The organism is Chryseobacterium sp. WG14, assembly GCF_024586945.1.
Lineage (GTDB): Bacteria > Bacteroidota > Bacteroidia > Flavobacteriales > Weeksellaceae > Chryseobacterium.
Map to the genome: position 1 here is coordinate 148737 of NZ_JALCZD010000011.1, position 24230 is coordinate 172966.

The window sequence follows — 24230 nt, forward strand, 5'->3', positions numbered from 1 at the left end:
TACTTATAAACTTAACAAGTATGCAGTTTCAAGGGCAAATTTTAAAAATGACAAGCTATGATGCAAAACCAATCCAATACTACCTCAATCTTTCGGGGGATCTCATCCATATGAATGAGTTGTTTGGAAAAGAGGTAAGCATCAAACATATCGGATTCCAGTGTGTAAATTGTGGCAAGGATAAGGCGATTTATAGAATGGGATTCTGCAAGAATTGTTTTTTTGAAAGTCCTTATGCCAGTTATACCATTATCCGGCCGGAGCTTTCTACAGCGCATTTGGGAGTAGCAGAACGTGATCTGGAGGTAGAAAAAGAAATTCAGCTGCAGCCCCATACGGTGTATCTTGCTTACACTGGAGATGTAAAAGTAGGGGTGACAAGAAATACTCAGATCCCGACAAGATGGATTGATCAGGGAGCTACTTTTGCTTTACCCATTGCAAGAACAGAGAACCGTTATGAAGCCGGAATGATAGAAGTTGCCTTAAAAGATCATCTGGCAGACAAGACCAATTGGCGAAAAATGCTTCAGGATGATTTTGAAGATGAGATAGATCTTGCTGATTTCAGAGAGAAAATTAAAGAATATTTCCCCGAAGACTTTCAAAAATTCTATAGCGAAGGCGAAAATCTCTGGAGATTCGATTACCCTTTTGAAAAACCTGAAAAAGTAACTTCGTTTACATTGGATAAAAAGCCGGAGTTTGCAGGGAAGCTTACAGGAATAAAAGGGCAGTATCTGGGATTTGAAGGAGGTAATTTTATAAATATAAGAGGACACGAGGGATATGTAATTGAACTCGGAATATAAATAGTATTGAAACTCTTTCCAGCAAAACCGCTAAGGGTTTCAATATAAATTTTGTCTGGTCTTAAGAATCTATAGGTAAATGGTTTGTGTTTTTGAATCAAGGATTAATTATTATAAGCACAGGAATTCAAAAAAGAGAGCAGATACATCAATAAGTCTTATCTTTAAGCTGGGCTAAAACTAAAATCACAATATGAAAAGATGGATTAAAAAGTTATTAATAAGTCTGGGGATTTTGGCGGGAGTTCTTCTTGTCGCGAATTTTGGACTGAACATATGGCTTAAGACCCAGCTTCCCGATTATATTAAAAAGAATACGGATTATAAGATATCCTACAAGACGCTGGATGTAGATCTCAGTACAGGAAATATTTTAGCGACAGCTCTTTCCGTAAACAGTAAGAATCCACAAAACACTGATGTTATAGGACTACAGGGAACTATTGATACTTTAAAAATAAGCCGTTTTGGTATTTATGATGCTATTTTCAATAAAAAGATAAGTTCCTCAGATCTGCTGTTGGCAAAACCTAATTTGAATGTGGTTCTTGCAAAACCTGTTGAACAAAAAACAGGGAAAAAGAGAAATCCGTTTTTATTTGAAAACATCAGAATTAATGATGGAACAATAGCTATTTTCAGACCTACCAGGCAAAAATTTTTATCGGTACAGCATCTGGATCTTTTTGTAGAAAACTTACAGTTGACAGAAGAATCCGTAGAGAGCAAGCTGCCCGTGGTTTTTGACCGCTACAGTATTAAAGGGCAAAAATTTTTTTTCCGGCCAGATGAAGTATATGCAATTACCATTCACTCTATTAACACAGCAGACGGCCAGATGTCGGTAGAAGACTTTAAGCTGATCCCGCTTCTGTCTTTTGATCAGTTTAAAAAGTTCTATCCCAGGAAAACGCGGTTGTTTGAATTTACCATTCCCAGGATGGATTTTAAAGATGTCGTTTTAAATAAAAATAAGGTTTCTCTTGCCAATGCTGATTTCCAAAATCCTGTTTTAACAGTTTATAATACAGGAATAAAGACTCATAAGACCGAGAAGAAATCAAACTTTGAAGTTGACTTAGAAAATATAAAACTTAATAATGCTGTGGTTAAGATTAATAAACCGGACGGAAAAAATCTTCTGTCTGCCGGAAATCTTAATTTAAGCATTAATCAGCTGGTATTCACTAAAGAAACTTCTGAAAAGGTTATTCCTCTCGGATATAAAGATTTCACATTTTCCGGAAAAAATATTGTCTATTCTAATCATCAGAATATTAAGATAGGAAGCGTAGCCTTAAAGCCAACAAGCGGAGAAATCAGAAATGTTGTTTTAACACCGGCAGCTCCTGTAAATGAGCGGACAACAATGGATATAACAACCAAGCATATTGCATTTAATATTAATAAATTTGATTTTATTGATAGAAAACTGATGCTGGATCTTAAAGATGTCCTTATAGAAAATGTAAACGGAACAATTAAGGCAGGAAGTCACACAAAACCTGGAAATCCCGGGCCAGGGATTATCCATTCTGTAATTGTAAGAAAAGTTTCTTTAAAAAACTCCGAGATTATTTATGATAAAGGAAAACAGCCGCTGGCATTTCATGACCTGAACGCTACGGTAAATGGTATAGAAATTACTCCTAAGCCCAATAATCAGGGACTTTCTTTGAATGTAAAAGATTATTTTCTGACGACCCGTAATTTGGCTTATAAAACTCAGTTCTACCATATCAGTCTCGGACTTTTGAAATTAAATAAAAATAAAATCCAGGTTAATAATTTTGCAATGAAGCCTCTCATTTCGAGAGCCCAGTTTATCAAAATGATTCCTGTAGAAAGAGACCTTTATGATTTGAAAGCAGGGCAGATTATTGCAGAAGGCAGCTGGGATCTTTTCTCTCACCAGAAATTTATCAATGCATCCCATGTAACCATTCATTCTGCTGACGCCAATATTTTCAGAAGCAAGATTCCGAAAGATGACCCTAAAGTGAAAGCTTTATATTCCAGGATGTTGCGGTCCATTAAAATTCCGATGAATATTGCCAATCTGGACCTGAAGAACTCTGTTTTGGTGTATGAAGAAGATACTCCCGAAAGTATGGGACCAGGGAAACTGATATTCAGTAATTTCAATATGAACGTCAAAAACCTGAACTCTGCCAAAGCAAAAGGAAAACCTACCAAAGTTGATATTAAAATCAATTGTTCATTTATGAATCTGGCACCGCTTGCTGTGAACTGGAACTTTGATGTTGCTGATCAGAATGATGGATTTGTGATTTCGGGCAGGACGGCGAATCTTCCTGCAAGTGGAATCAATCCGTTTATCAGGCCTTATCTTCATGTAACGGCTACTGCTGGAACAATTCAGGAAATGCTCTTCAGTTTTAAGGGAAATCCGGCTGGATTACACGGAACATTTAATTTAAAACATAAAGACCTGAAGATTGCTGTTCTTACCAAAGATAATCATGAAAAGAAAGGCTTCCTCACGGCTGTGGCAAATGTTTTCTTAAAATCCAATTCCGGAAGCTTCCCAGAAGCGGTGACGGTAGAAAATGTAGAAAGGGATCCTACGAAGTCGTTTTTTAATCTTTTTTGGAAAGGAATTGAGCTGGGTTTGAAAAAAACATTGATTGGTAAGAATGTTGAAAAAACGGAAAAAACAGTGAAGGATGCCGTTTCTTCTGTGAAAGACGTGAAGCAGTCTGTTAAAGAAATAAAAAATAAAATCAAAGATTCAAAAGACAAACAGCCGGATCCTAAACCGCAACGTGAGAAAAAGAAAGGCTTTTTACATAATGTCTTTAAAAAGAAGGATAGTTCTGGAACGGAATAATTTTTTAAACCATTACGATATCATCATGACAAAAACAGAATTTTCCCATTAATGGAAGAAAATTATTTTCATCAGAATGGCTGTAATGGTTTAAAAAATAATATTTAGCTCAATATGTTTTAAAAATTAAATTCGTCACTTTCCAGAACAGGAATATCTCTCAAAAATTTATCAAATTCTTCCCCGGGATAATTGCTGTCTGCACCATAGGAATCGATGATCATTCCACGGTTTCCGTTACTGTCTTTCAGGACGTAAAGAACAGCGTTGTCATCAGGATTGCTGTCTCCTTCGAAACGGTATGTTTTTAAGATGGTTAATTCAGATGGCTGATAGATTTTATCAGAATTTTCAAACTTCATTTCGCAATTTTCATTCATTCTGAATTCCCTATGTATTCCTCTTTCAGAGAGTGTTTTCATGACTTGGCTTAAAGTGGTCATTCTGTCGATGTTTTCCGGATTTTCCATAATAATATTTTCCTTAATTAATACAATAATTAAACCATTACATTTCTAAATATAAGAAAAATAACGAATTATAATTTCCTTAAAAATAAAGTTTAATGTTAACAAAATTTATAATTCAGAAAATTCAAATAGGTATACTTTTTGCAATGGTAAAAGCAATAAATCAAAGAAAATATGAAAAAAGAAGTTGGAGTTTTACTGGCAGGGGGAGTTGGTCTTTTGGCAGTATTAAGCTTTATAAGCATTAAAAAAATATTAACGAAGAAAGATAAAAAATATAGTGATAGTTATTCAGATTATCACAGACACTTTGATGAAAAAAACCAGGATGATGAAAATCATGGAGTAGAATTATTCGCGCTGAAGTAGTAAAATAATATATTTAATTATGTTTAAATCCAACGCTTTTGAAAGTGTTGGATTTTCTTTGTGGAAAACTTTAGTGTTAAAACTCATTATTTTATGTCAATTCCATTTTAATTTTACATCAGAATGCAAAACGAAAATTTCAAAAAAGGTCAGGGCGCGCAGCGAAACGTTATCAACCGTTTCGACAGGTATACCTATGAGCCTGAAGATGAAGATTTCGAGACAGTGAAGACTTCTTTTACTGAAGTTTTTCCCAAAACTATTGTGAATCAGGTTAAAAGCGAGGATCTACCTATGGAATATTCCATGAATCCTTATCAGGGTTGTGAGCATGGCTGTTCTTACTGTTTTGCAAGACCTACCCACGAGTATTGGGGATACAGTGCCGGGATTGACTTTGAAAGAAAAATCATGGTAAAAAAGAATGCTCCGGACCTGCTGGAGAAATTTTTCCAAAAAAGAGGATACAAAGCTGCTCCGATTCTGCTTTCCGGAAATACAGATTGTTACCAGCCTGCTGAAAGGCAATTTGAAATTACCCGGAAACTGCTGCAAATTTGTCTTGACTACAGACATCCTGTTAATATCCTTACAAAAAATGCATTGGTATTGAGGGATCTGGATATTTTAGAGCCCATGGCAGAACAGAATCTGGTATCTGTGTCATTAAGTATTCCGACTATCAATGAAGAGCTTAGGCGAAAAATGGAGCCCCGAACAAGCTCTGCCCCTAATAAATTGAAAGCAATAGAAGTTCTTTCTGAACATAAAATCCCGGTACATATAATGGTAGCACCAATTATTCCCGGATTAAACAGTGACGAACCTTTATCTATATTGAAATCTATTTCTGATGCCGGGGCATTGGGATTCGGATATACGTTGGTACGTTTAAATGATACGGTAGAACCGGTTTTTGTCAACTGGATTGAAGCACATTTTCCGGATAGAGCTCAAAAGGTTTTAAATTTGATCCGTTCTATGCGTGGGGGGAAGCTGGGAGATAAAAGATATTTTGAAAGGCAGCGGGGAGAAGGAAATATTGCTGAAATGATTCATAATACCTTTAAAATTGGTAGGAAAAAGTTTTTTGACGGAAAGGAGTTTCCAAAACTCTCTACGGCAAACTTTACCGGAAGCAGAGATCAGCAATTACGGCTGTTTGATTAATTTTAAATTGATTTTAATGGAAATAAAAAACCGCCCAAATTAAGAACGGCTTTTGTAAGGTACAGGTTGTTGCTAATAGATAACAGGTTGTTCACCATCCGGACAGATAAACTCTGCCCTGCACAATTCCTTATACGTTATTCCGTCGCTACATACATAAAAGCAGTCTCCGGGAAAAGGATAGCTTATTCCTCCGGAAATACTTTTCAGTTTCTCTTTACTCAGTTTTTTTAGATTTTTCATAATATTTTAGTTTGATGTTAGCCTAAAGATAATCAAAATACTTATAAATCAGCCATGATGGAATTATTTTTTTTATTGCAAAAATTTTGTTAAGGATTTAATTCATAGTATTATAAGAAAGGTGTGGAAATTAAAAACCACTCGGGAAAGAGTGGTTTCAGTTTCTAATTATGTTTGAACTTCAATTTTACATTGAGTCGTCCGGACATTTGAAATCATCACTGCAGCCTGCACAGATGACAGTACCATTACAGTAATACATACAAAATTCAGGCTCCGGAAGTTTGATTCCTGCTCCGGAAATACTTTTCAGTTGGTCTTTTCTTAGTTTTTTTAAATTTTTCATACTGTTTTAATTAAAAATTTGATAGTAATGTAAATTTATACAAAATATTTTTAACTAATATCGATGTGGTACGTAAAAAAAATAAAAAATAGTTGAAGGGCTTAAGCATGGCATTCTGTTTTCGTGAAAAGCAGGCAACCAGGAAGGGAAAATAATTGGAAATCTATAGTATAGAAAAAAAACAGTCAATAATTAACCTGCTGTTATACAAAAAGATAACATTCAAAACAGATCAATTATTGACTATTATAGTATTATTTTTTAATCAAGCCCAGCTCGATCAGTCTTTCATGTAAAAATTCCCCTGCTGTTGTATCTTCATACAATTTTGGATTGTTTTCATCTACACAGTTTTCAAGTGCATTTAAAGACATGGCACTTATAGGGTGCATAAAGAAAGGAATTGAATACCTTGAAGTACTCCATAATTCTCTTGGAGGGTTTACCACTCTGTGAATAGTAGACTTCAATTTGTTGTTGGTATGTCTTGAAAGCATATCTCCAACATTGATCATCAATTCATCCGGCTCTGCAATAGCATCAATCCATTCCCCGTTGTGGTTCTGAACCTGAAGACCTTTACCCTGTGCTCCCATTAAAAGAGTAATAAGGTTGATGTCTCCGTGTGCTGCTGCTCTTACTGCATCATCCGGCTCTTCAGTGATCGGCGGATAATGGATAGGTCTTAAGATAGAATTTCCTTCTGCAATTTTATCATCAAAATAAAATTCATCCAGACCCAGGTGAATAGCTAAAGCTCTTAGCACATACTGGCCTGTTTTTTCAAGCATCTGGAATGCTTCTTTACCTACTTCATTGAATTTTGGAAGTTCTTCAACGATCACATTGTCAGGATACTCTTTTTTGTATTTTGAATCATCAGACAGGTATTGTCCGAAATGCCAAAACTCTTTTAAGTCTCCTCTTTTGAAACCTTTAGCCGTTTCTTTACCGAATCCAACATAGCCTCTTTGGCCACCAATTCCAGGAATCTCATACTTGTATTTCGTTTCCACTGGCTGTTCAAAAAAGTTTTTTACCTCTCCATACAATTCATCTACCAGGTTGTCATCAAGAAAGTGGCCTTTTAAGGCAACAAAACCAATTTCTTCATAAGCTTTTCCGATTTCATTTACAAATTTCTGTTTGCGTTCCGGGTTGTCCGAAAGGAAATCACGCAGGTCTACACTAGGTATTTTATCCATTTTTAGAAATTTACGAACAGCAAAATTACATTTTTTTTAAATTAAATGATTTTAAAATCATTTTTTATAAGTTAAATTTGCGGTATGAAAAAATATTCTTCTAAGAGAAGTATTCAGATACTTGCGCATCTTCTTCAGCAGTATGGAATTTCAGATATTGTCATCTCGCCGGGATCACGAAATGCTCCCTTAGCGATTCACTTTTCAGAAGTGGATGGCTTCAACTGTTTCAGTATTGTAGATGAAAGGAGTGCAGCATTTGTAGCAATGGGGATGGCTAAAAGTGAGAAGAAACCGGTAGCGATTACCTGTACCAGCGGCTCTGCAGTAGTCAATTATTACCCGGCAGTTACAGAAGCTTTTTATCAGAATATTCCACTTTTGGTATTAACTGCTGACCGGCCAACGGATTTTATTGATATTTTCGATGGGCAGACGATCAGGCAGAAAGATGTTTTTCATCAGCATTCCTACGGTGATTTCCAGCTTTTGGAAGACAGTAAGGAAAATGCAGAAGATATTAATTTCGATATTATTAAAAAAGCTATCGAGCTTTGCTTTGAAAAGCAGGGCCCGGTGCATATCAATATACCTTTAGAAGAGCCTTTGTATGAACTGGTTTCAGAACTTCCGGCTTTTCCTTCTGTTGAAAAAACAATCAGACATAAAGAGTATGAAATTCCCTCCCATCTGATTGCCGGATGGCATACCTCGCAAAGAATTATGTTGTTGGTTGGGACACGAGATTACAGTCCTGAATTGGAAAACCAACTGACTCAGCTGGTAAAGAACCATTCGGTAGTTGTTTTAAGTGAAGCCAATTCGAATTTGCATCATGAAAAATTCTTCAGACATATTGACCGGCTGATCTTTAATTTTACAGAAGAAGATTATAAGACGTATGCTCCGGACCTGTTGATTACTGTGGGGCAAAATGTAGTTTCTAAAAAAGTAAAACAATTTTTGAGAAGCGCACGTCCAAAACAGCATTGGCACCTGGATGAAGTGTGGCAGCCGGATACCTATTTCTCTCTGACAGAAAAAATTGAGGTTAAGCCTGAGGTTTTCTTCTCTAAACTTTTAAATTTCATTAATCTGGAGCCCAGACCTTACTTCAACCTATGGGATGTGCTGAGAGATAAAAAAGATGCAAAACATCAGCAGTTTTTAAATACTGTCGGATTTTCTGACTTTTACTTTTTCAATAAAGCTTCACAGTCGATTCCTGAGAACTATAATATTCATTTCAGTAACTCTTCAGCTATAAGATATGCTCAGCTGTTTGATTTTGGCAAAAGGAAAATGTTTTGCAACAGGGGAACCAGCGGAATTGACGGATCTACCTCTACAGCAATGGGTTTTGCAATCAAAAATGAGAATCCTACATTGTTGATTACCGGAGATTTAGGATTCTTCTATGATATCAATGGCCTGTGGAATCAATATATTCCACCGTTTGTAAGAATTATGATCTTTAATAACGGGGAAGGGAATATCTTTAAAATCATTCCAGGTCCGGGAAATGCCAACCCCAATACTTTGGATGAGTTTATTGCGACAAAGCACCGTAAAAATGCAGAGCATTTAGCAAAACACTTTGGCTTTTCGTATATCAGAGTAGAAGATGAGCTGACATTAGACCGTGTATTGGAGAATTTCTTCAAACCGGATGCACAGCCAAAAATCCTGGAAGTAAATACCCACGGGAAAAACAGTGCAGATGTATTAAAGGACTATTTTAGTTTTCTTAAATAAAATTAAAGATCCAGGTATTCTTCATTTCCTGGCAGATTCATAATTCTGTCGATAGGATAAATAAACATATCATCGAAATCATTTAAAGCATTAATGATTTGAAAATGTGTGAATTGCTTTATGTTTTGTAGGGTAATTTCCGCTTCTTTGATTTTTTTGTGTTTTAAAAGATGTTGTCTCTGTACACCATTTAAAAGATAGGTATTTGGGGTAAACCATTCCTTACCTTTTAAAAATAAAAGATTGGAAAAAGAAGTATCGGTGATATGGTTGTTTTTAACGATAATGATTTCCTCAGCTTTAGACTTCATCTTCATTTTATCCAGCTCTTTCCGGTCCTCAAACTTAAAAGAATAATCAAAGCTGTTATTTTCTACCAGCTGAAAATCATGTATTTCAGGAATTGCATAGGGAATCATTTGAGTCCGGACCTTTTTATCCAGATCATAGGAAACTCTTAGTTTAAACAGGCCGTCTTCATCATGATGCAGATTTTTGTAAATTTTAACCAAATCAATAGGATCTTCTTTCCCAAAGTGAGAAAAAGTCTGATTGACACGTTTCTGATGTAAATCGGGCAGGAAAATTTCCTGATCTTCTATTTTAATGCTTTCAATGAATTGGGACATAAATTTTATTTTTCATTTCCTGATATTCGTCTTCTAATTTACTCATGTGTGTGATGCCTCCTCCGCTCTTGAAATAAAGTTGCTCGCCTTCTTTTTCAATAAAGCGTATCATCACACAGCTGTCGACATTTTTGCCGTCAAACCAACCGCAGACTCCTGTATAATACCCTCTGTCATATCCTTCTGCTTCCAGTATGATTTCCAGGGTTTTGGGCTTTGGAGCTCCCAGAATTGATCCTGCAGGAAGTAATTTTTGCATTACACTTCCCAGCTTTCCGTTAAATTCAGGTTTTAATATACCTGAAATTTCAGAACTCATGGCGTACAGATCTTTTTGCTGAGTTTTAATAAAATCAATTTGCTGAAACTGATCTACTTTCACATCATCTGCTACCATGCTCAGATCATTCCGGAGAAGATCTACAACGGTATAGTGCTCTGCTTTTTCCTTTTTGTCATTCTTCAGAATTTCTGCTGCATTTTCCACTGAGGCATCAATAGTGCCTTTCATGGGATAAGTCAAAATTTTACCATCGATGATCCTGACAAAAGTTTCTGGAGAAAAAAATACAAAAAAATCTTTATAAAAAACTTTATACTTTGCATTTGAATGATAAAAAATTTCTTTTAGGCTTAAATTGGTCTGAATTTTAGTTTTTCTGGTATAATTTACCAAATAAGAATTTCCCAGATGAATATTTTTCTGAACTTTTTCAAAACCTAATTTAAAGCTTTCCAGCGTTTCCGGAAATGATTTCCATTCAATTTTTTCAAGTAATTCCTGTTTGTTTTTTATGGTTGAAAAACTCTGAAAATCAATAAGTAAGCCTGATTTTTCTATTTCGTCTTCTTTGTATATTTCGACATTCTCGGATAGGAAGTCGATAACGAAAAAGTAAGGAACCTTCTGAAGAGAAAGCTCATCCATTTCTAGAAATTTTTGATGATTCACTGAAAACATTCAGCAAAAATACTTATTGATGTTTACTTTTGCATAAAATTTTTATGATGCAGAATAAATATCCTCAGAAACCGGGACTAGATTTTATATTGAAGCAGGCTTTTTTTTATTGGAATAAAACGCTTTTATTCCAGCTGATGTTTTCGATCTTTTATTTTGGAATTTTCCTTTCGGTACTTTTTTTCTTTGATTCAAGGTATGCTATTCTAAGCCAATATGCAGAGGCTGCACAATATGCAAAAGACGGAATGGAGGTGTATTCCGCACAGTTAGCGAAAATGATGTCCAATGATGGATTTCAAAAATTTTCCTGGGCTATTATAGGAACTACCATTTTTCTCTACCCTCTGAACCTTGGATTTTATCAGATATACAGAAAGCTGGATCTTAATGAAAAACCGGAGTTAAAGGATTTGCTTGTTGGATATAACGGGATCAATTTTTTCAAATATATAGGATATTATATCTTCTGGTTCTTTGTATTTGCCTATACATTTCAGACCATTATTTTGGGTATCGTCTGGGTGCTGGTTACTCTGTTTGTGGCCCCGATAATGTTCTTTACTGATAAAAGAATTTTTGAAGCGATTTCTTTAAACTTTAAAGCACTGAGAATATATTTTCTTGAAATATTTGTTTGTGCTATAGTGGCTGTCTTTTTCAAATACGTCGGTTTTGCGTTTTTTTTTGTAGGAGGTCTTTTTACTTTTCCTTTTTGGAATGCAATGATTTATTCTCTTTATAAAACAGCTTTTTCCGAACAAAAATAAATTTCAATAGGGTTTAGTGTGTTTTTTACCAAAATAAGTTAAATTTGGTAAAACCATTAAAATATTAAACTATGTCTGAATTTAACGAATTTGATCAACAGGGTTCTGTACCTAACAAAGATACAGGATCAATAATTTCACATGCATTTGACATGTATAAGGGTGTTTTCGGTTATGGAATTGTTGCCATGATAATTTATCTTATCGGAGGATACATTATACAAACACTTACAGGATTTAATTCTGCTTCCATGATGGAGGAAATAAGAGATTCAGGAGGTGACTTTAATTACTGGAATGCTCCCGGATTTCCGATGTATATGACATTCTCCGGTCTTTTTGGTATTTTATTAGCTCCTTTATATGTAGGATTAATCTACATTGTTAATAAATTCAATACGAAAAGTCAGATTGAGTTTTCGGATCTGTTTATAGGATATCGTCAGAATTTTGTAAATATATTGATCTACAGTATCCTTTCAGGGATTATTTCTTCTATTGCAGCAGCATTATGCTTTTTCCCACTTATTTTTGTGTATCCGTTTCTTTTATTAGGATATCCAATTCTATTATTTGAAAATGCTTCAGCCACTGAGGCTTTAGGAAAGTCTTTTAATATTGCAAAAGAAAACTATGCTGTTTTCTTATTGGTAACACTTTTAGGAGGTATTATTTCTATTGCAGGAATTATTCTTTGTGGAATTGGAATTATTTTGACTGCTCCATTTATGATGATTGTCATGTACTCTACCTACTGTGCATTCCTGGGAAAGCCGAGACAAATCATGTATAAGCAATAAAAACAGCAGTAATAAATGATGAATAAAGACAAACAAATAAGCGGTGTTGCTATAAAGCAGGTTTTTCTGCTTGTTATTATATTGGTATTGGCAGGGCTGATTTGTTTTAACCTGGCACTTTTTATACCTTCGGTATTGGGTGCTATCACAATTTATGTAGTATGCCGCAAGTATAATTTTTATTTACAGGAAGTTAAAAAATGGAAGCCCTGGTTGGCATCATTTGTTTTAATGTTGGCCAGTTTGGTGATTTTAATTTTGCCAATTTATTTTATAGCCGACCTTCTGATAGATAAAATAGGAAATGCACAGGCATATATGGCTAAGTTCAATGTATTTCTGGAAAAAATACATACTTATATCGATACTAAATTTGGGTTTGATATCCTTAGCAAAGAAAATATGGACAAAGTAAAAGGATCAGTAGGGAAAATCTCTACGGTTGCTGTAAGTGGAACTTTTAATACCCTTACGGTGATTATGTCCATGTACTTTATTCTTTATTTTATGCTTGAGAAGCCGAGGTTATTTGAGAAAATACTTACCTCATCAGCACCTTTAAAGAGAGCGAACGTTTCTTTGATTGGCGACAAGATGAGAAAGCTTATTATTGCCAATGCAATAGGAATTCCTGTTGTAGCCATCGGACAAGGAGTTGTAGCCTTAATTGGTTATTTTATTTTTGGTGCGCCAAGCCCTGTTTTGCTTTTTGCGCTCACTGCCGCCGGGTCGATGATTCCTGTAGTAGGAGCAGCCATAGTGTATATTCCTGTTTGTATTTATATGATTGCCGTAGGAGATACCGGACAAGGGGTTGGATTGGCAGTTTACTGTATCGTTGTCGTTGGTTTAACGGATAATTTACTGCGGTTTACATTGCTGAAAAAACTGGAAAATATTCATCCTTTAAATACAGTATTTGGAATTATTATGGGAATGAATCTCTTCGGCTTTATGGGGCTTATTTTTGGGCCGATTCTGATTTCGCTTACCTTACTTTTGGTTCAGGTGTACAGAAATGAATTTTCGGATGAAGATGCCCCTCCGGATCTGGAAATACCTGATCAGGAAATAGGAGAGAATAAATTAATTTAATAAGTTAAAATTGGAAGGAGTAAATTCAGAAATACTAAAAGAAATCTGTGTGGTTAAAATGCCTTTCGGTAAATACGAGGGGACCACTTTAGCCGATCTTCCTATAAGCTATCTTGAATGGTTTAACCGGACAGGGATGCCTAAAGGAAAACTAGGGATGCAGCTTTCAACCGTTTATGAGATCAAGCTGAATGGATTGACGGATCTTTTGATTCCGATCAGAGCCGCGGTGAGAAATGGAAAATAATACTCGTAAATTGTAAGATAAACTTAAGGCGGCATCGAAGATGCCGCCGTAAGTTTTTATATTTATTCTCTATTAACTCAGATTATTAACTTTTCAAAGCTGCAATTTCATCCCTTAATTTGGCTGCTTTTATAAAGTCAAGGTTCTTAGCTGCTGCTTCCATTTCTTTTTGTTTTTGCGTGATCATTTTCTCTATATCTTCCCCGGCATAGCTGGCTTTTACTTCAGCTACTTTCTGCAGGATTTCTTTCTGGGTATATTTTTCGTCCGGGAAGTCTTTGCTCCTTCCTACAAGGTTTTCAGATATTTTTTTGTTTAAGGCTGTTGGTTTAAGACCATGTTCATCATTATACTGCATTTGTTTTGCACGGCGGTATTCGGTTTCATCTAAAGTGGCCTGCATAGATTTGGTGATTTTATCAGCGTACATAATGGCCTTTCCATTAATATTTCTTGCAGCACGCCCAACGGTTTGTATCATTGATCTTCGGCTTCTCAGCATTCCTTCTTTATCGGCATCAAGAATAGCTACCAATGAAACTTCGGGTAAATCTAAACCTTCTCTTAATAAATTAACACCAATCAAAACATCAAAAAGACCTAAACGCAGATCCTGCATGATCTGAATACGCTCCAGGGTTTCAACATCAGAGTGGATATATCGTGTTCTGATTCCGAATTTTACAAAGTATTTGGTAAGTTCCTCAGCCATTTTCTTGGTGAGAGTAGTCACCAGTACCCTTTCATCAGCGTCAGCTCTTTTCCGGATTTCCTCCATTAAGTCGTCAATTTGGTTGAGACTGGGCCTTACTTCTATAATAGGATCAAGAAGTCCGGTAGGACGGATGATCTGTTCAATATAGGCTCCTCCTGTTTTTTCTAATTCATAGTCTGCAGGAGTTGCAGAAACATAAATTACCTGATTCTGTATCGCTTCAAATTCCTCAAATTTCAACGGCCTGTTATCCATTGCTGCAGGTAACCTGAAGCCATATTCTACTAATGCTTCTTTTCTGCTACGGTCACCCCCGTACATAGCATGAACTTGTGGTACGGTAACGTGGCTTTCATCAATAACCATTAAAAAGTCTTTCGGAAAATAATCAATCAGGCAGAAAGGTCTCGTGCCCGGAAGCCTGCCATCCAGATATCTTGAGTAATTTTCGATTCCCGAGCAATAGCCGAGTTCTTTAATCATTTCAAGATCCAGCTCTGTTCTTTCCTGAAGTCTCTTAGCTTCTAAAGGTTTTCCAATGGAACTGAAAAAATCTACCTGCTTTACCATATCATCCTGAATATCCTTGATGGCCCCATTCAGTGTTTCTTTAGAAGTAACAAAAAGATTGGCTGGATAGATCTGAATCTGCTCAAAGTTGGAATCTACATTTCCGGTTACAGGATCAAAACTTTGGATTTTTTCAATTTCATCTCCAAAAAACTGTATCCTGAGTGCATTGTCGGCATAAGCAGGAAAAACATCTATAACATCACCCTTTACCCGGAATGTTCCCCTTTGAAATTCATTTAAGGTTCTGGCATATAGCGCGCTCACCAAAGAATGTAAAAGGGCCGTTCGGGTTACTTTTTCACCAATTGCAATGGAAATTAATGACTTGTGGAATTCCGTGGGGTTCCCAATACCGTAAATACAGGAAACCGATGCTACAATCAAAACATCCCTTCTTCCCGAAAGCAGACTGGCTGTGGCAGAAAGACGTAATTTTTCAACTTCCTCATTAATACTCAGGTCTTTTTCAATATATGTTCCGGTGGTCGCAATATAAGCTTCCGGCTGATAGTAGTCGTAGTAGCTGACAAAATATTCAACAGCATTTTCGGGAAAGAATTCTTTAAATTCCATGAAAAGCTGAGCTGCCAACGTTTTGTTATGAGCTAGTACTAAAGTGGGTCTTTGTACGTTTTGTACCAGATTGGCTACTGTAAAGGTCTTTCCTGAACCTGTTACCCCGAGAAGAGTTTGGTATTTCTCGCCGATATTGATTCCCTCAGTAAGTTTTTCAATAGCCTGTGGCTGGTCTCCGGTAGGTTTATATTCTGATTGAAGCTTAAAATCCATAGAAAAGAATGTATAGAACAAAAATACGAAAGAAATTATTAGACAGGATAAAGTTTTGAAGACGAATATCCTGATTGTGAAATTTTAACTTTGATGATCTTTCGTTTCTTTTCTTATTTGTGGAGCTGCTGCTTTTGAGTTTTCTGATCATTTATCTGCCTTATGATTTCCGAAAAAAAAGCGCTATATATTTAGCGCTTGTATGTTATGGTTTTTAAAAAGAGAGTGCGGCGGGGAGTTTCACTACTGCTGCTATAGCCTTTCCATTTTGAGTGCCGGGCGTCCATGTTACTTCATTACCTAAGGCCGTGAGGGTTTTAAGAAGCTCACTGTTAAATATTTCATTGTCACCTGACGTGGTTACTTTGGTTGTTTTTCCATTCTCATCAATGTAAATATAAGCAACTGACTTAATGACTCCTTTGAAAGCTTTCATTTTGCTTACATCCATGGTGTTGGCAATTTTTGAGCGAAGGGCCTGACTTCCACCAGGATATTGTGGCTCAATAGTATGATCATTGGAATTTAAAGTTTTCTCGGTTATTGTGTTTTTACCCTCAGTGGCTTCTGTTATTGTTTTCTTTTTAGGAGATAGTGTGTCTGTTGTGGTTTTGAAATTTTCCTTCAGGCGTACTGTTACCGGATTCTGTTCCTCATTTTTAATACTTTTCTCAGAAGAATATATTACTTTAGTTATCTGTTGTGGCAGCACTTTTTTTGATGGCTGTAGCGGTTGTGTTTCTGTATTTGCCTGGATGGGATTATTGGCATAGGTTTTCGAAGCAAATACCATAAAGGCAGCGATAAAAACAGGTACACTTGCAGCCTTTTTTAAGACAATAAATTTTGATTTTTTGGTGGTCATCATAATAAAACGTTTTTTGGTGTTGTTAAAATTAAATGAGTGGGTCAGTGTTGGATTTTGGCTGTTGATAATTTCGTCTAAAATTAAAGACTGATAACTTTTAACATTAAAATTATTCTTTAAAACGGCCTCGTCCGCGAGAAATTCATGATTGGTAACCATGGCTTTTTTGTATAGAAAAAGAACAGGATTAAACCATGTGAAGATTTTTAATACTTCTATGAATGCAATATCAATACTGTGTTTCTGGTCAATATGACTCTTTTCGTGCAAAAAGATCCTTGAATCAATGACATTGTTGGTAATATAATTTTTTCCCAAATAAATCGTATTCCAGAAGCTAAATGGAGAAATTCTTTTTTCTGTTGATACAATATGGTAATTCAGATAGGTGATTCTTTCACCTTCTATTTTCTTTATCGTCCGGATAGCCAGAATGCTTTTGACCAGTAGAAAAATACTGATAGCTGCATAAAGAATCCACATCATATTCATCCAGTCAAAAGAGCTTTGTCCGGATGGTGTCATGATCATCTGCTGTGCTGTTTCTTCAATAGTCAGCTGAGCAGTTTTTTCTGGTTTTTGAAAGGAGCTTGTAATTGAAACAAAAGGTACTGTATAAGAAAACACAAGGGAGAACAGTAAATAGAACCTGTTAAATCCATACATTTTCTCTTTTTCCAAAAACAAATGGTATATCGCGATCAATAGTGAAGAGCAGATCATTATTTTTAGAACAATAGCAACCATTTTTTAATCTTTTATCTGTTGATCTATTATTTCACGAAGTTCTTTCAGCTGTTTTTGACTCAGTTTGGCATTAGAGGTAAAAAAAGAGGCAAACTGTGTCACCGAGCTGTTGAAAAAACGGTCAATCATGGAAGTCATTTCTTCCTTGAAATATTCCCCTTTCTCTATCTTTGGATAGTATTCGCGGGAATTTCCATACAATGTATACCCTACCAAATCTTTATTCTGCATTCTTTTCAGCAGTGTGGCAACCGTAGTTGCGGCCGGTTTTGGTTCTGGATAAGAATCTAAAATTTCTTTCATGAAAATTTTCTTTTTTTCCCAAAGAATTTCCATAAGAGCTTTTTCTGAATCAGTTAGTTTTATTTCTTTCATTCTACAATATTGCAATTAGCTCTACAAATGTAGAATAAAAGTTTTACTATGCAAATTTTATGGCATTATTTTTCCATTCATTTTAATACCTAATCCATAATGTTATGAATATCAATCAATTTTACATCCCCTTATTGAGTGTTTTCTTCATTTTGTCTTCGTGTAAGAAAGCTAATGTGAATGCTCAGCAGGTGGGAGCAGATGGCAGTGTAGAAACAGAATCCCCCAATTCTGACTATAAGCCTGCATTTAAAGGGCAGACAAGGATTAAAGCTGTAAAGACAGTAACTCCTTATCAAGCAGAGATTATAAACAAAGATCTCGGAAAACCATGGGGCATTATCAATCTGCCGGACGGAAGATTTCTTATTACGGATAAAAGAGGACATATGAACCTTGTATCCCAGGATGGAAAGCAGGTTTTTAAAATAGAAGGATTTCCGAAAGTAGATTCAAAAGGACAGGGAGGAATGCTGGATGTTGCACTTGACCCGGATTTTAAAACCAATACTACCATTTACTTCAGTTTTTCGGAACCTTTCGGAAAGGGGAATCTTACCTCTGTAGCAAAAGGAAGGCTGTCCGGGGATTTTAAAACTATTTCAGATGTTAAGGTGATTTTCAGAGCAGAGCCATCCTATGATGGTGACAAGCATTATGGAAGCAGGCTGGCATTTGATAAAGATGGATTTTTATTTGTAAGTACAGGAGAAAGATCAGATAAGGTAACAAGGGTCTTCGCTCAAAAAACAGATAATTATTTAGGCAAAATACTAAAAATCACAAAAGACGGAAAGCCTGCCCCCGGCAACCCTTTTATCGGCAAACAGGGATATAAACCTGAAATTTATGCCTATGGTATCCGAAATCCGCAGGGAATGGCTATTGATCCGAACGGAACACTTTGGGATGTGGAAATGGGTCCGCGCGGTGGAGATGAAATTAATCTTATACAGCCCGGCAAGAACTACGGATGGGGAGATGTAACCTATGGAATTGAATATTCCGGGCAAAAAGTAGGTGAGGGAATTACACAGAGAGAAGGTACAGAGCAGCCGGTTTATTATTGGGATCCTGTGATCTCTCCCAGTGGAATCACCTTTTATACAGGAAATGTTGACGAATGGAAAGGAAACTTATTTATAGGATGTCTGAGTGGAGAACACATCAACAGAATTGTAATGAAAGATAATAAAGTGGTAGGTGAAGAACGCCTTCTGGCAGATCAAAAAGAACGGTTCAGGGATGTTTTAAACGGAATGGATGGTAATCTGTACGCAGTGACAGACAGTGGAAAGCTCTATAAAATTTCAAAAAAATAAACCAACAACTCCTGAACTCATTTCAGGAGTTGTTGGTTGTAAGAATCAAAAAGAGGAAAATTATGAGGGCTTATTCCATTTAAGTTTCATTAAAACTTAAAGTTTAGTCGGGCAAAAACCTGTCTTCCTCCAAACCCCATTTGTACGGGATCAAAAATACCTCCGGATTCTGTATTTCCTGATGTTACCTGAGAGGATTGAAGAGTAGGATATCTGTTGAATATATTTTTACTTCCCAATGTAAGGTTCAGGTTGCTGGTAAATTCATAGCCAAAGGAAAGGTCTGTAGTTACTTTTGAATTGTAGACCTGTTCAGCATTATCATAACCTATTAAAGTGATTTTATCAAATCTTACAAGCTGCAAATTGGCGTTAAACTTGCTGATTTTATAGTTGAGGTTTAGATTAATCTTTGTTTTAGGTGCAGAGGCCAGAATAAACCCTTTTTCTCGGGGGCTTAAGTAGATATCTTCTTTGCCTTTTAACTGCTCTGAAGTATTCACTTTGGTAATTTCCATGTTGTTGTAATTACCTGCCAGAGTTGCGGTTAGCTTGCCGGAACCGATGGCTTCATTATAATTTAAAATAACATCTATACCCATTGTTCTGGTATCTATAGCATTTGCAAAAAACTGAGCCTGATTAATGTATGGGTATTCTGCCTGAACATCAGCTGGCAGGTCATCTCTGGAAAAATTTCCGGTCAGAACAATTCTATTTTTTACTTTGATATAATAACCATCCACTGTAGCTGTAAATTTTCCGGTATTAAAAGTAAATCCGGCACTTCCATTGACAGATGTTTCCTGTTTCAGCTGGTCAATTCCTACTTTGTTGGCAAGGTCACTGTCGTTAGATGCCAATTGAATGGTAACAAGCTTTCCTCCCTGAAAATTGGTAAATTGCTGGCTGTAATATTTCTGTGCCAGAGAAGGAGCTCTAAAACCTGTTGATACCGATCCCCGGAATGCCAGCTGCGGTGTAATAGCATAACGGGTAGCGAATTTACCGTTTAAAGTACTTCCAAAATCATTATAATTTTCAAATCTTCCGGCTAAACTGATCATCCATTTCTTAGTAAGATCAAGTTCGGTGTCAACATAGGCAGCAAAATTATTTCTGCTTTTACCAATGTCCGTAGAATAACCGGGAAAGCCCTGAGATCCTCCAGGTCTTACTGCCCCGGATAAAGGATTGGTGACCAACAGAGCATCCGAAGTTGTTCGGGTTACAATGTTTCCATTGATATCATACATGGCATAAGATGCTTCTTCGCCTTTAATAATTTCAAATTTTTCATACCTGAATTCAGATCCGAAAGCAATATTGAGACCTTCCAATACCTTAAATTGTTTGGCCGCATTAAAACCTGTAGTATTTTGAAGTAAGGAATGTCCCCCGGCATCAAAGCTAGTGGGAGATTGAGCTCCTAACGTAGCATTTACAGTGTTTTTGATATCATAGGTAAATCGATTGCTTCCAAAAGCATTATAAAAATCAACATCCCAGTCTGCTACTTTGAACTTCAGGCCGTTATCAAAGGTGAAATCAGTGATGCTGGTATCTTCAATCGGATCAAAGCCATTCGGATAAATTTCAGGAATGTTTCCATCAGCTTCAGGGGTTCTTGTCCATGCGTAAGCTTTAGTATTCCTGTGTGAGAATCCCTGACGTGAGTAGAATGTAAGTCCGTCAGATAATGGGAGTTCTATATTTCCGAAAAAATACACATTCTGAGCTTTTGCATCTCCAAAGCGCTGTCTGGGAGCGGTGTATCTGTCAGGATTGGCATTTCTTATAGCATAGTCTTTATTGACGAATTCAACAGTAAAGTTTCCAAATCCGCCCTTTGAACCTATTTTTGTTCCCAGGTTTCCACTGAAGTCAAAGGTATTTCCGTCAATTTTGCGATCTGATACAATATCTTTGTCTCCGGGACTTTTAAAAAGATTCATCCCATAAAAAGCGTTCCCCTCAAAACCCTTATCACGGTCATTAAGGATGACATTGATCACCCCGGCAATAGCATCTGAACCATATTGTGCCGAAGCGCCGTCACGAAGGACTTCAATTCTTTTGATAGCACCAATGGGAATGGTATTCATATCAGATCCTGTATTTCCCCTTCCTTTGGTTCCGAAAAGGTTGATTAACGAAGATTGATGGTATCTTTTTCCATTGAGTAATAACAATGTTTGATCAGGGCCTAAGCCTCTCAATGTGGCCGGATCTACCGCATCAGCGCCATCTGATCCGGATTGTTTATTGGAATTAAAAGACGGTGCCGCAAACTGCAGCAGCTGGTTGACTTCTACCTGTCCTGTTGCCTGGCTTACCTGCTTAATATCAATGACGTCTATAGGAACAGGTGTATTGATGACCGTTCTTTTTTTATTCCGGCTTCCCGTAATGGCAACTTCCTCTATTTTTGACTCTTTGGCAATAGTATCTTGTATTTGCTGAGCATAGGATAATGAAGAAGCACTAAGAAAAATGACGCTGATGTATTTTATTTTCATATTTGAGACTTTGGTTGGTGATTGTCTCAAAATTATTAATTTTTATTTTTAAATCAGTGTTAAAATTGATTATTTGTTATGGATATTTTAAATTTATTGCATTCTGTATTGCTTTTAGTAAAAAAATAACTTTTTATGTATTTTTAATGAATATTTTTAATATTAAAAGCTTTTTATTATTCTATTCAAGCCTTCTTCCAGGATTTCCTGTGAAGTAGAGAAACAAATTCTAATGTGTCCTTCTGCTCCTTTTCCGAACCATCTTTCTGATCCCGGTACGATGGCCACTTTACCATGATTGAGAACATATTGGGTAAAATCATCGCTGGACATTCCGTTTTTAATCCTGGGAAATAATACAAAGGTAGCTTCCGGAAGATTAGGATGCAGGACTTCAGACTGGCTTAACAGGTTAAAAGCAAGATCTCTGTTATGCTGTAGATGCGTTAAAAATTCTCTGTACCATGGTTTTGCTCTTTCCAGGGCTACACTTGCTGCAATCTGTGATAATGTGGAAACCCCCTCTATCGTTGAGTTGAAATTCGATTTTTCTACAAAATCTTCAAAAATTTCCTGTTCATTGCATAAAACAGCACCAATTCTAAGCCCTGCAATACCAAACGACTTCGAAAATCCATATACCGTAAAACTTTTTTTCTTCGCTTCCTCTGAAACAGATGAATAGGTGTGAAAATCCTTATTATCATAGACGATATCGCTCCATATTTCATCACTCATTACCCATAAGTTATGAGAAGAAGCAATCTCAGAAATCTTTTTAAGCGTTTCTTTAGAATATACCTTTCCTAATGGATTGTGCGGATTACATATGCTGATAAGTTTCGTCTTTGGATTAATCAGTGAAACCATTTTTTCAAAATCAATAGCTCCGGTTACGGTATCTACAGGGCATAATACAACCTTTCCTCCAGCTGTTTCCACGGATTTTTTAAATAGAAAATCTACCGGATCCAAAATGATAGCTTCTTCTCCCGGCTTCAGAACATAGGAGGCTATCAAAAACATTCCCTGTGCTGCACTGTTCACAGCAAGGACATTTTCAGGGATGAAATTTCCAAATTTCTCTGTATTGAAATGTTCAGCTACATTCTTTTTAAACTCGGGAAGGCCGGAAAAAGGACCATAGCTCAGATAGCCATCTTTGATATATTCAATGATGCCCTGTTCAATTTCAGGAGCTGTTCTAAAGTCAGGATCCGCTGCTGTCAAAGGGATAATTCCATCTTCCAGGGTAGCCCATCTTCCGTTGTAGGCTTTTCTTTTCAGAGCTTCAAAATTGATATCTTTATTGGTGAACATATTTTTATTTATAGGAGATTGGTAAAATATTTTTTGAATGTTGGTCCAGCGGAAGCAAAAACTGATTAAGTAAAGCCCTGCCGTTGGTAATATGAACTTCAATTTCCGGCTTTCGTTCTGCTTCATATTTTCGGAAAGCTTCACTCATATCCTTTTCTTCGGCTAAGTGCTTAGTCAGGGTGAATGCATCCTTTAGTGCTGAGGTAACTCCCTGACTTGTAAAAGGGATCAGCGGGTGAGCTGCATCTCCGATAAAGACTATATTGTCCTTATAAAAAGGGGTAAGTTCCTCCAGTTCGTATACCTGCCACAAATGAACATTTTTATAGCTGGATTCTTTGATAATAGACAAAACTAAAGGACTCCAGTCTTCAAAAAGTTCAGTCATATATTTTTTAAGACTGCCTGTGGAACACTCTTCACTGATCTTGTACTTTTCACTGTCAAATTGTGAATACCAAAGAACGGAGTCTGCGGAAAGCTTTAGAATTCCGAATGTCAGTCCACCTTCTTCAAGATGGAATTTCATAAAGTTATTTTCAATACAGGCTGCTATTTTTTCGTTTTGAATGATATTGACAATCTCATTTTCCCTTACAGGTCTCAATTTCTCATCCTTAAAAATATTTTTTCTGATTCTGCTTCTGGAACCATCACTAATAACAGCAATATCCGAATCAATAAAGGTTTCGTCAGGAAGTTTTAGTTTTCCTTTTTCGTTATAAGTTAACGTTTTTTCATATGTTATTTTGTCAGGAGAAATATTTTGAGTTAAAATATTGAGTAATGCCTGTCTTGAAATAACAAAAACATCATTAAGATCTTTTTCGGCAAGGATCTTTCCTTTGTGAGAATATTGTATGTATTTTTTTAGAAAATTTCCATGGTTGAAAAGGAGCTGGGGGTCAATAATCTGGGAAAGATGTTCAATTCCCTCTTGTGGGATAAGGAATCCGTGACCTGCTAAATCTTCTTTTTTCCTTCTTTCGTAAATATGGTAATCAATATTGTGCTTTTCTAAGTAATTCGCCATGCTTAAGCCGGAAATACCAGCGCCCACGACAGCAATTTTCTTCATTTCGGAATAACGGATTTTTCAGTTGGTGTTTAATTACTTTTTGCAATCTATTTTTTAGATTGGTGCAAATGTAAATCAAAAACATTCATGATTTGAAAAAAATAAAGTAATTTAATTTTGAATTTCAGAAAATTCAAATGAAAAGCATAGTATTTTTTATGTTTTAAGTTGAACATTTTCATCCGTTTATATGAAAAATGA

22 protein-coding genes are annotated in these 24230 nt (G+C 36.2%); 10 read left to right on the plus strand and 12 right to left on the minus strand.

What is annotated here, in order from left to right; all coding sequences use genetic code 11:
* Window positions 1-20 precede the first annotated feature (20 nt).
* Window positions 21-812 carry a DUF2797 domain-containing protein gene (locus tag MP478_RS17490; RefSeq protein ID WP_257201177.1) on the plus strand — a complete coding sequence of 264 codons (792 nt, stop codon included), beginning with the start codon at window positions 21-23 and terminating at the stop codon, window positions 810-812.
* Between the two features lie 193 nt (window positions 813-1005).
* Window positions 1006-3663: a hypothetical protein gene (locus MP478_RS17495; protein WP_257201178.1), complete on the plus strand. Its 2658-nt coding sequence runs from the start codon at window positions 1006-1008 to the stop codon at window positions 3661-3663.
* 119 nt (window positions 3664-3782) lie between these two features.
* Here the strand turns inward: MP478_RS17495 and MP478_RS17500 are convergent, their stop codons facing one another.
* Entirely contained in the window at window positions 3783-4133 is a 351-nt protein-coding gene (locus MP478_RS17500) for a hypothetical protein (RefSeq protein ID WP_257189581.1), read from the minus strand.
* A gap of 174 nt (window positions 4134-4307) precedes the next feature.
* Here MP478_RS17500 and MP478_RS17505 point away from each other — a divergent pair, with 174 nt between their 5' ends.
* On the plus strand, window positions 4308-4502 hold the full coding sequence (locus MP478_RS17505; protein WP_230032863.1) for a hypothetical protein: 195 nt from the start codon (window positions 4308-4310) through the stop codon (window positions 4500-4502).
* Window positions 4503-4625: 123 nt separating this feature from the next.
* Window positions 4626-5672, plus strand: a complete 1047-nt coding sequence (locus tag MP478_RS17510) for a PA0069 family radical SAM protein (RefSeq protein WP_257201179.1) — start codon at window positions 4626-4628, stop codon at window positions 5670-5672.
* A gap of 72 nt (window positions 5673-5744) precedes the next feature.
* Here the strand turns inward: MP478_RS17510 and MP478_RS17515 are convergent, their stop codons facing one another.
* From MP478_RS17515 to MP478_RS17525, 3 genes are all read right to left on the minus strand, one after another.
* On the minus strand, window positions 5745-5915 hold the full coding sequence (locus tag MP478_RS17515) for a bacteriocin (protein WP_230032859.1): 171 nt from the start codon (window positions 5913-5915) through the stop codon (window positions 5745-5747).
* Between the two features lie 187 nt (window positions 5916-6102).
* Window positions 6103-6261, minus strand: coding sequence for a hypothetical protein (locus MP478_RS17520; protein WP_230032857.1), 159 nt, complete (start codon window positions 6259-6261; stop codon window positions 6103-6105).
* Window positions 6262-6515: 254 nt separating this feature from the next.
* The gene (locus MP478_RS17525; RefSeq protein ID WP_257201182.1) at window positions 6516-7466 is read right to left on the minus strand and encodes an isopenicillin N synthase family oxygenase; all 951 of its coding nucleotides are present in this window, start codon (window positions 7464-7466) and stop codon (window positions 6516-6518) included.
* A gap of 84 nt (window positions 7467-7550) precedes the next feature.
* Here MP478_RS17525 and menD point away from each other — a divergent pair, with 84 nt between their 5' ends.
* On the plus strand, window positions 7551-9221 hold the full coding sequence (gene menD / locus MP478_RS17530) for a 2-succinyl-5-enolpyruvyl-6-hydroxy-3-cyclohexene-1-carboxylic-acid synthase (RefSeq protein WP_257189583.1): 1671 nt from the start codon (window positions 7551-7553) through the stop codon (window positions 9219-9221).
* Window positions 9222-9223: 2 nt separating this feature from the next.
* On the opposite strand, the gene MP478_RS17535 is transcribed toward menD, so the two are convergent.
* Window positions 9224-9850 carry an aminotransferase class IV gene (locus MP478_RS17535; protein ID WP_230032846.1) on the minus strand — a complete coding sequence of 209 codons (627 nt, stop codon included), beginning with the start codon at window positions 9848-9850 and terminating at the stop codon, window positions 9224-9226.
* Window positions 9834-10811 carry an aminodeoxychorismate synthase component I gene (locus tag MP478_RS17540; protein ID WP_257201183.1) on the minus strand — a complete coding sequence of 326 codons (978 nt, stop codon included), beginning with the start codon at window positions 10809-10811 and terminating at the stop codon, window positions 9834-9836. Before MP478_RS17540 ends, MP478_RS17535 begins: the two co-directional genes overlap by 17 nt.
* A 44-nt stretch (window positions 10812-10855) precedes the next feature.
* On the opposite strand from MP478_RS17540, the gene MP478_RS17545 reads away from it, so the two are divergent.
* From MP478_RS17545 to MP478_RS17560, 4 genes are all read left to right on the plus strand, one after another.
* Window positions 10856-11581: a hypothetical protein gene (locus MP478_RS17545; protein ID WP_257201184.1), complete on the plus strand. Its 726-nt coding sequence runs from the start codon at window positions 10856-10858 to the stop codon at window positions 11579-11581.
* A 71-nt stretch (window positions 11582-11652) separates the two neighbouring features.
* On the plus strand, window positions 11653-12381 hold the full coding sequence (locus tag MP478_RS17550) for a beta-carotene 15,15'-monooxygenase (RefSeq protein ID WP_230032838.1): 729 nt from the start codon (window positions 11653-11655) through the stop codon (window positions 12379-12381).
* A 15-nt stretch (window positions 12382-12396) separates the two neighbouring features.
* Complete coding sequence (locus MP478_RS17555) at window positions 12397-13476, plus strand: AI-2E family transporter (RefSeq protein ID WP_230032837.1); 1080 nt, start codon at window positions 12397-12399, stop codon at window positions 13474-13476.
* Between the two features lie 10 nt (window positions 13477-13486).
* Window positions 13487-13723, plus strand: a complete 237-nt coding sequence (locus MP478_RS17560; RefSeq protein WP_257189586.1) for a DUF3820 family protein — start codon at window positions 13487-13489, stop codon at window positions 13721-13723.
* An 85-nt stretch (window positions 13724-13808) separates the two neighbouring features.
* Here the strand turns inward: MP478_RS17560 and uvrB are convergent, their stop codons facing one another.
* The 3 genes from uvrB to MP478_RS17575 form a co-directional block, all read right to left on the minus strand.
* Entirely contained in the window at window positions 13809-15800 is a 1992-nt protein-coding gene (uvrB, locus tag MP478_RS17565; RefSeq protein WP_230032836.1) for an excinuclease ABC subunit UvrB, read from the minus strand.
* A gap of 214 nt (window positions 15801-16014) precedes the next feature.
* Window positions 16015-17415, minus strand: coding sequence for a M56 family metallopeptidase (locus tag MP478_RS17570; RefSeq protein ID WP_257201185.1), 1401 nt, complete (start codon window positions 17413-17415; stop codon window positions 16015-16017).
* 3 nt (window positions 17416-17418) lie between these two features.
* Window positions 17419-17790 (minus strand): BlaI/MecI/CopY family transcriptional regulator, encoded by a 372-nt coding sequence (locus MP478_RS17575; RefSeq protein WP_257201186.1) that lies wholly within the window; start codon window positions 17788-17790, stop codon window positions 17419-17421.
* A gap of 104 nt (window positions 17791-17894) precedes the next feature.
* Here MP478_RS17575 and MP478_RS17580 point away from each other — a divergent pair, with 104 nt between their 5' ends.
* Window positions 17895-19112, plus strand: coding sequence for a PQQ-dependent sugar dehydrogenase (locus MP478_RS17580; RefSeq protein ID WP_257201187.1), 1218 nt, complete (start codon window positions 17895-17897; stop codon window positions 19110-19112).
* A gap of 89 nt (window positions 19113-19201) precedes the next feature.
* Here the strand turns inward: MP478_RS17580 and MP478_RS17585 are convergent, their stop codons facing one another.
* The 3 genes from MP478_RS17585 to MP478_RS17595 all read right to left on the minus strand — a co-directional run bounded on the left by MP478_RS17585 (window position 19202) and on the right by MP478_RS17595 (window position 24029).
* Window positions 19202-21631 (minus strand): TonB-dependent siderophore receptor, encoded by a 2430-nt coding sequence (locus MP478_RS17585; protein WP_257201188.1) that lies wholly within the window; start codon window positions 21629-21631, stop codon window positions 19202-19204.
* 162 nt (window positions 21632-21793) lie between these two features.
* On the minus strand, window positions 21794-22951 hold the full coding sequence (locus MP478_RS17590; protein WP_257201189.1) for a pyridoxal phosphate-dependent aminotransferase: 1158 nt from the start codon (window positions 22949-22951) through the stop codon (window positions 21794-21796).
* A 4-nt stretch (window positions 22952-22955) separates the two neighbouring features.
* Complete coding sequence (locus MP478_RS17595; protein WP_257189593.1) at window positions 22956-24029, minus strand: NAD(P)/FAD-dependent oxidoreductase; 1074 nt, start codon at window positions 24027-24029, stop codon at window positions 22956-22958.
* Window positions 24030-24230: the final 201 nt, after the last annotated feature.

Excerpts from the sequence above, each read along its gene's own strand:
- MP478_RS17495 (WP_257201178.1), top strand. The coding sequence starts at position 1,006 with ATGAAAAGATGGATTAAAAAGTTATTAATAAGTCTGGGGATTTTGGCG.
- MP478_RS17570 (WP_257201185.1), bottom strand. The coding sequence starts at position 17,415 with ATGGTTGCTATTGTTCTAAAAATAATGATCTGCTCTTCACTATTGATC.
- uvrB (WP_230032836.1), bottom strand. The coding sequence starts at position 15,800 with ATGGATTTTAAGCTTCAATCAGAATATAAACCTACCGGAGACCAGCCA.
- MP478_RS17540 (WP_257201183.1), bottom strand. The coding sequence starts at position 10,811 with ATGTTTTCAGTGAATCATCAAAAATTTCTAGAAATGGATGAGCTTTCT.
- MP478_RS17550 (WP_230032838.1), top strand. The coding sequence starts at position 11,653 with ATGTCTGAATTTAACGAATTTGATCAACAGGGTTCTGTACCTAACAAA.
- MP478_RS17555 (WP_230032837.1), top strand. The coding sequence starts at position 12,397 with ATGATGAATAAAGACAAACAAATAAGCGGTGTTGCTATAAAGCAGGTT.
- MP478_RS17590 (WP_257201189.1), bottom strand. The coding sequence starts at position 22,951 with ATGTTCACCAATAAAGATATCAATTTTGAAGCTCTGAAAAGAAAAGCC.
- menD (WP_257189583.1), top strand. The coding sequence starts at position 7,551 with ATGAAAAAATATTCTTCTAAGAGAAGTATTCAGATACTTGCGCATCTT.
- MP478_RS17510 (WP_257201179.1), top strand. The coding sequence starts at position 4,626 with ATGCAAAACGAAAATTTCAAAAAAGGTCAGGGCGCGCAGCGAAACGTT.
- MP478_RS17535 (WP_230032846.1), bottom strand. The coding sequence starts at position 9,850 with ATGTCCCAATTCATTGAAAGCATTAAAATAGAAGATCAGGAAATTTTC.
- MP478_RS17580 (WP_257201187.1), top strand. The coding sequence starts at position 17,895 with ATGAATATCAATCAATTTTACATCCCCTTATTGAGTGTTTTCTTCATT.
- MP478_RS17500 (WP_257189581.1), bottom strand. The coding sequence starts at position 4,133 with ATGGAAAATCCGGAAAACATCGACAGAATGACCACTTTAAGCCAAGTC.
- MP478_RS17520 (WP_230032857.1), bottom strand. The coding sequence starts at position 6,261 with ATGAAAAATTTAAAAAAACTAAGAAAAGACCAACTGAAAAGTATTTCC.
- MP478_RS17505 (WP_230032863.1), top strand. The coding sequence starts at position 4,308 with ATGAAAAAAGAAGTTGGAGTTTTACTGGCAGGGGGAGTTGGTCTTTTG.
- MP478_RS17525 (WP_257201182.1), bottom strand. The coding sequence starts at position 7,466 with ATGGATAAAATACCTAGTGTAGACCTGCGTGATTTCCTTTCGGACAAC.
- MP478_RS17595 (WP_257189593.1), bottom strand. The coding sequence starts at position 24,029 with ATGAAGAAAATTGCTGTCGTGGGCGCTGGTATTTCCGGCTTAAGCATG.
- MP478_RS17490 (WP_257201177.1), top strand. The coding sequence starts at position 21 with ATGCAGTTTCAAGGGCAAATTTTAAAAATGACAAGCTATGATGCAAAA.
- MP478_RS17585 (WP_257201188.1), bottom strand. The coding sequence starts at position 21,631 with ATGAAAATAAAATACATCAGCGTCATTTTTCTTAGTGCTTCTTCATTA.
- MP478_RS17575 (WP_257201186.1), bottom strand. The coding sequence starts at position 17,790 with ATGAAAGAAATAAAACTAACTGATTCAGAAAAAGCTCTTATGGAAATT.
- MP478_RS17515 (WP_230032859.1), bottom strand. The coding sequence starts at position 5,915 with ATGAAAAATCTAAAAAAACTGAGTAAAGAGAAACTGAAAAGTATTTCC.
- MP478_RS17545 (WP_257201184.1), top strand. The coding sequence starts at position 10,856 with ATGATGCAGAATAAATATCCTCAGAAACCGGGACTAGATTTTATATTG.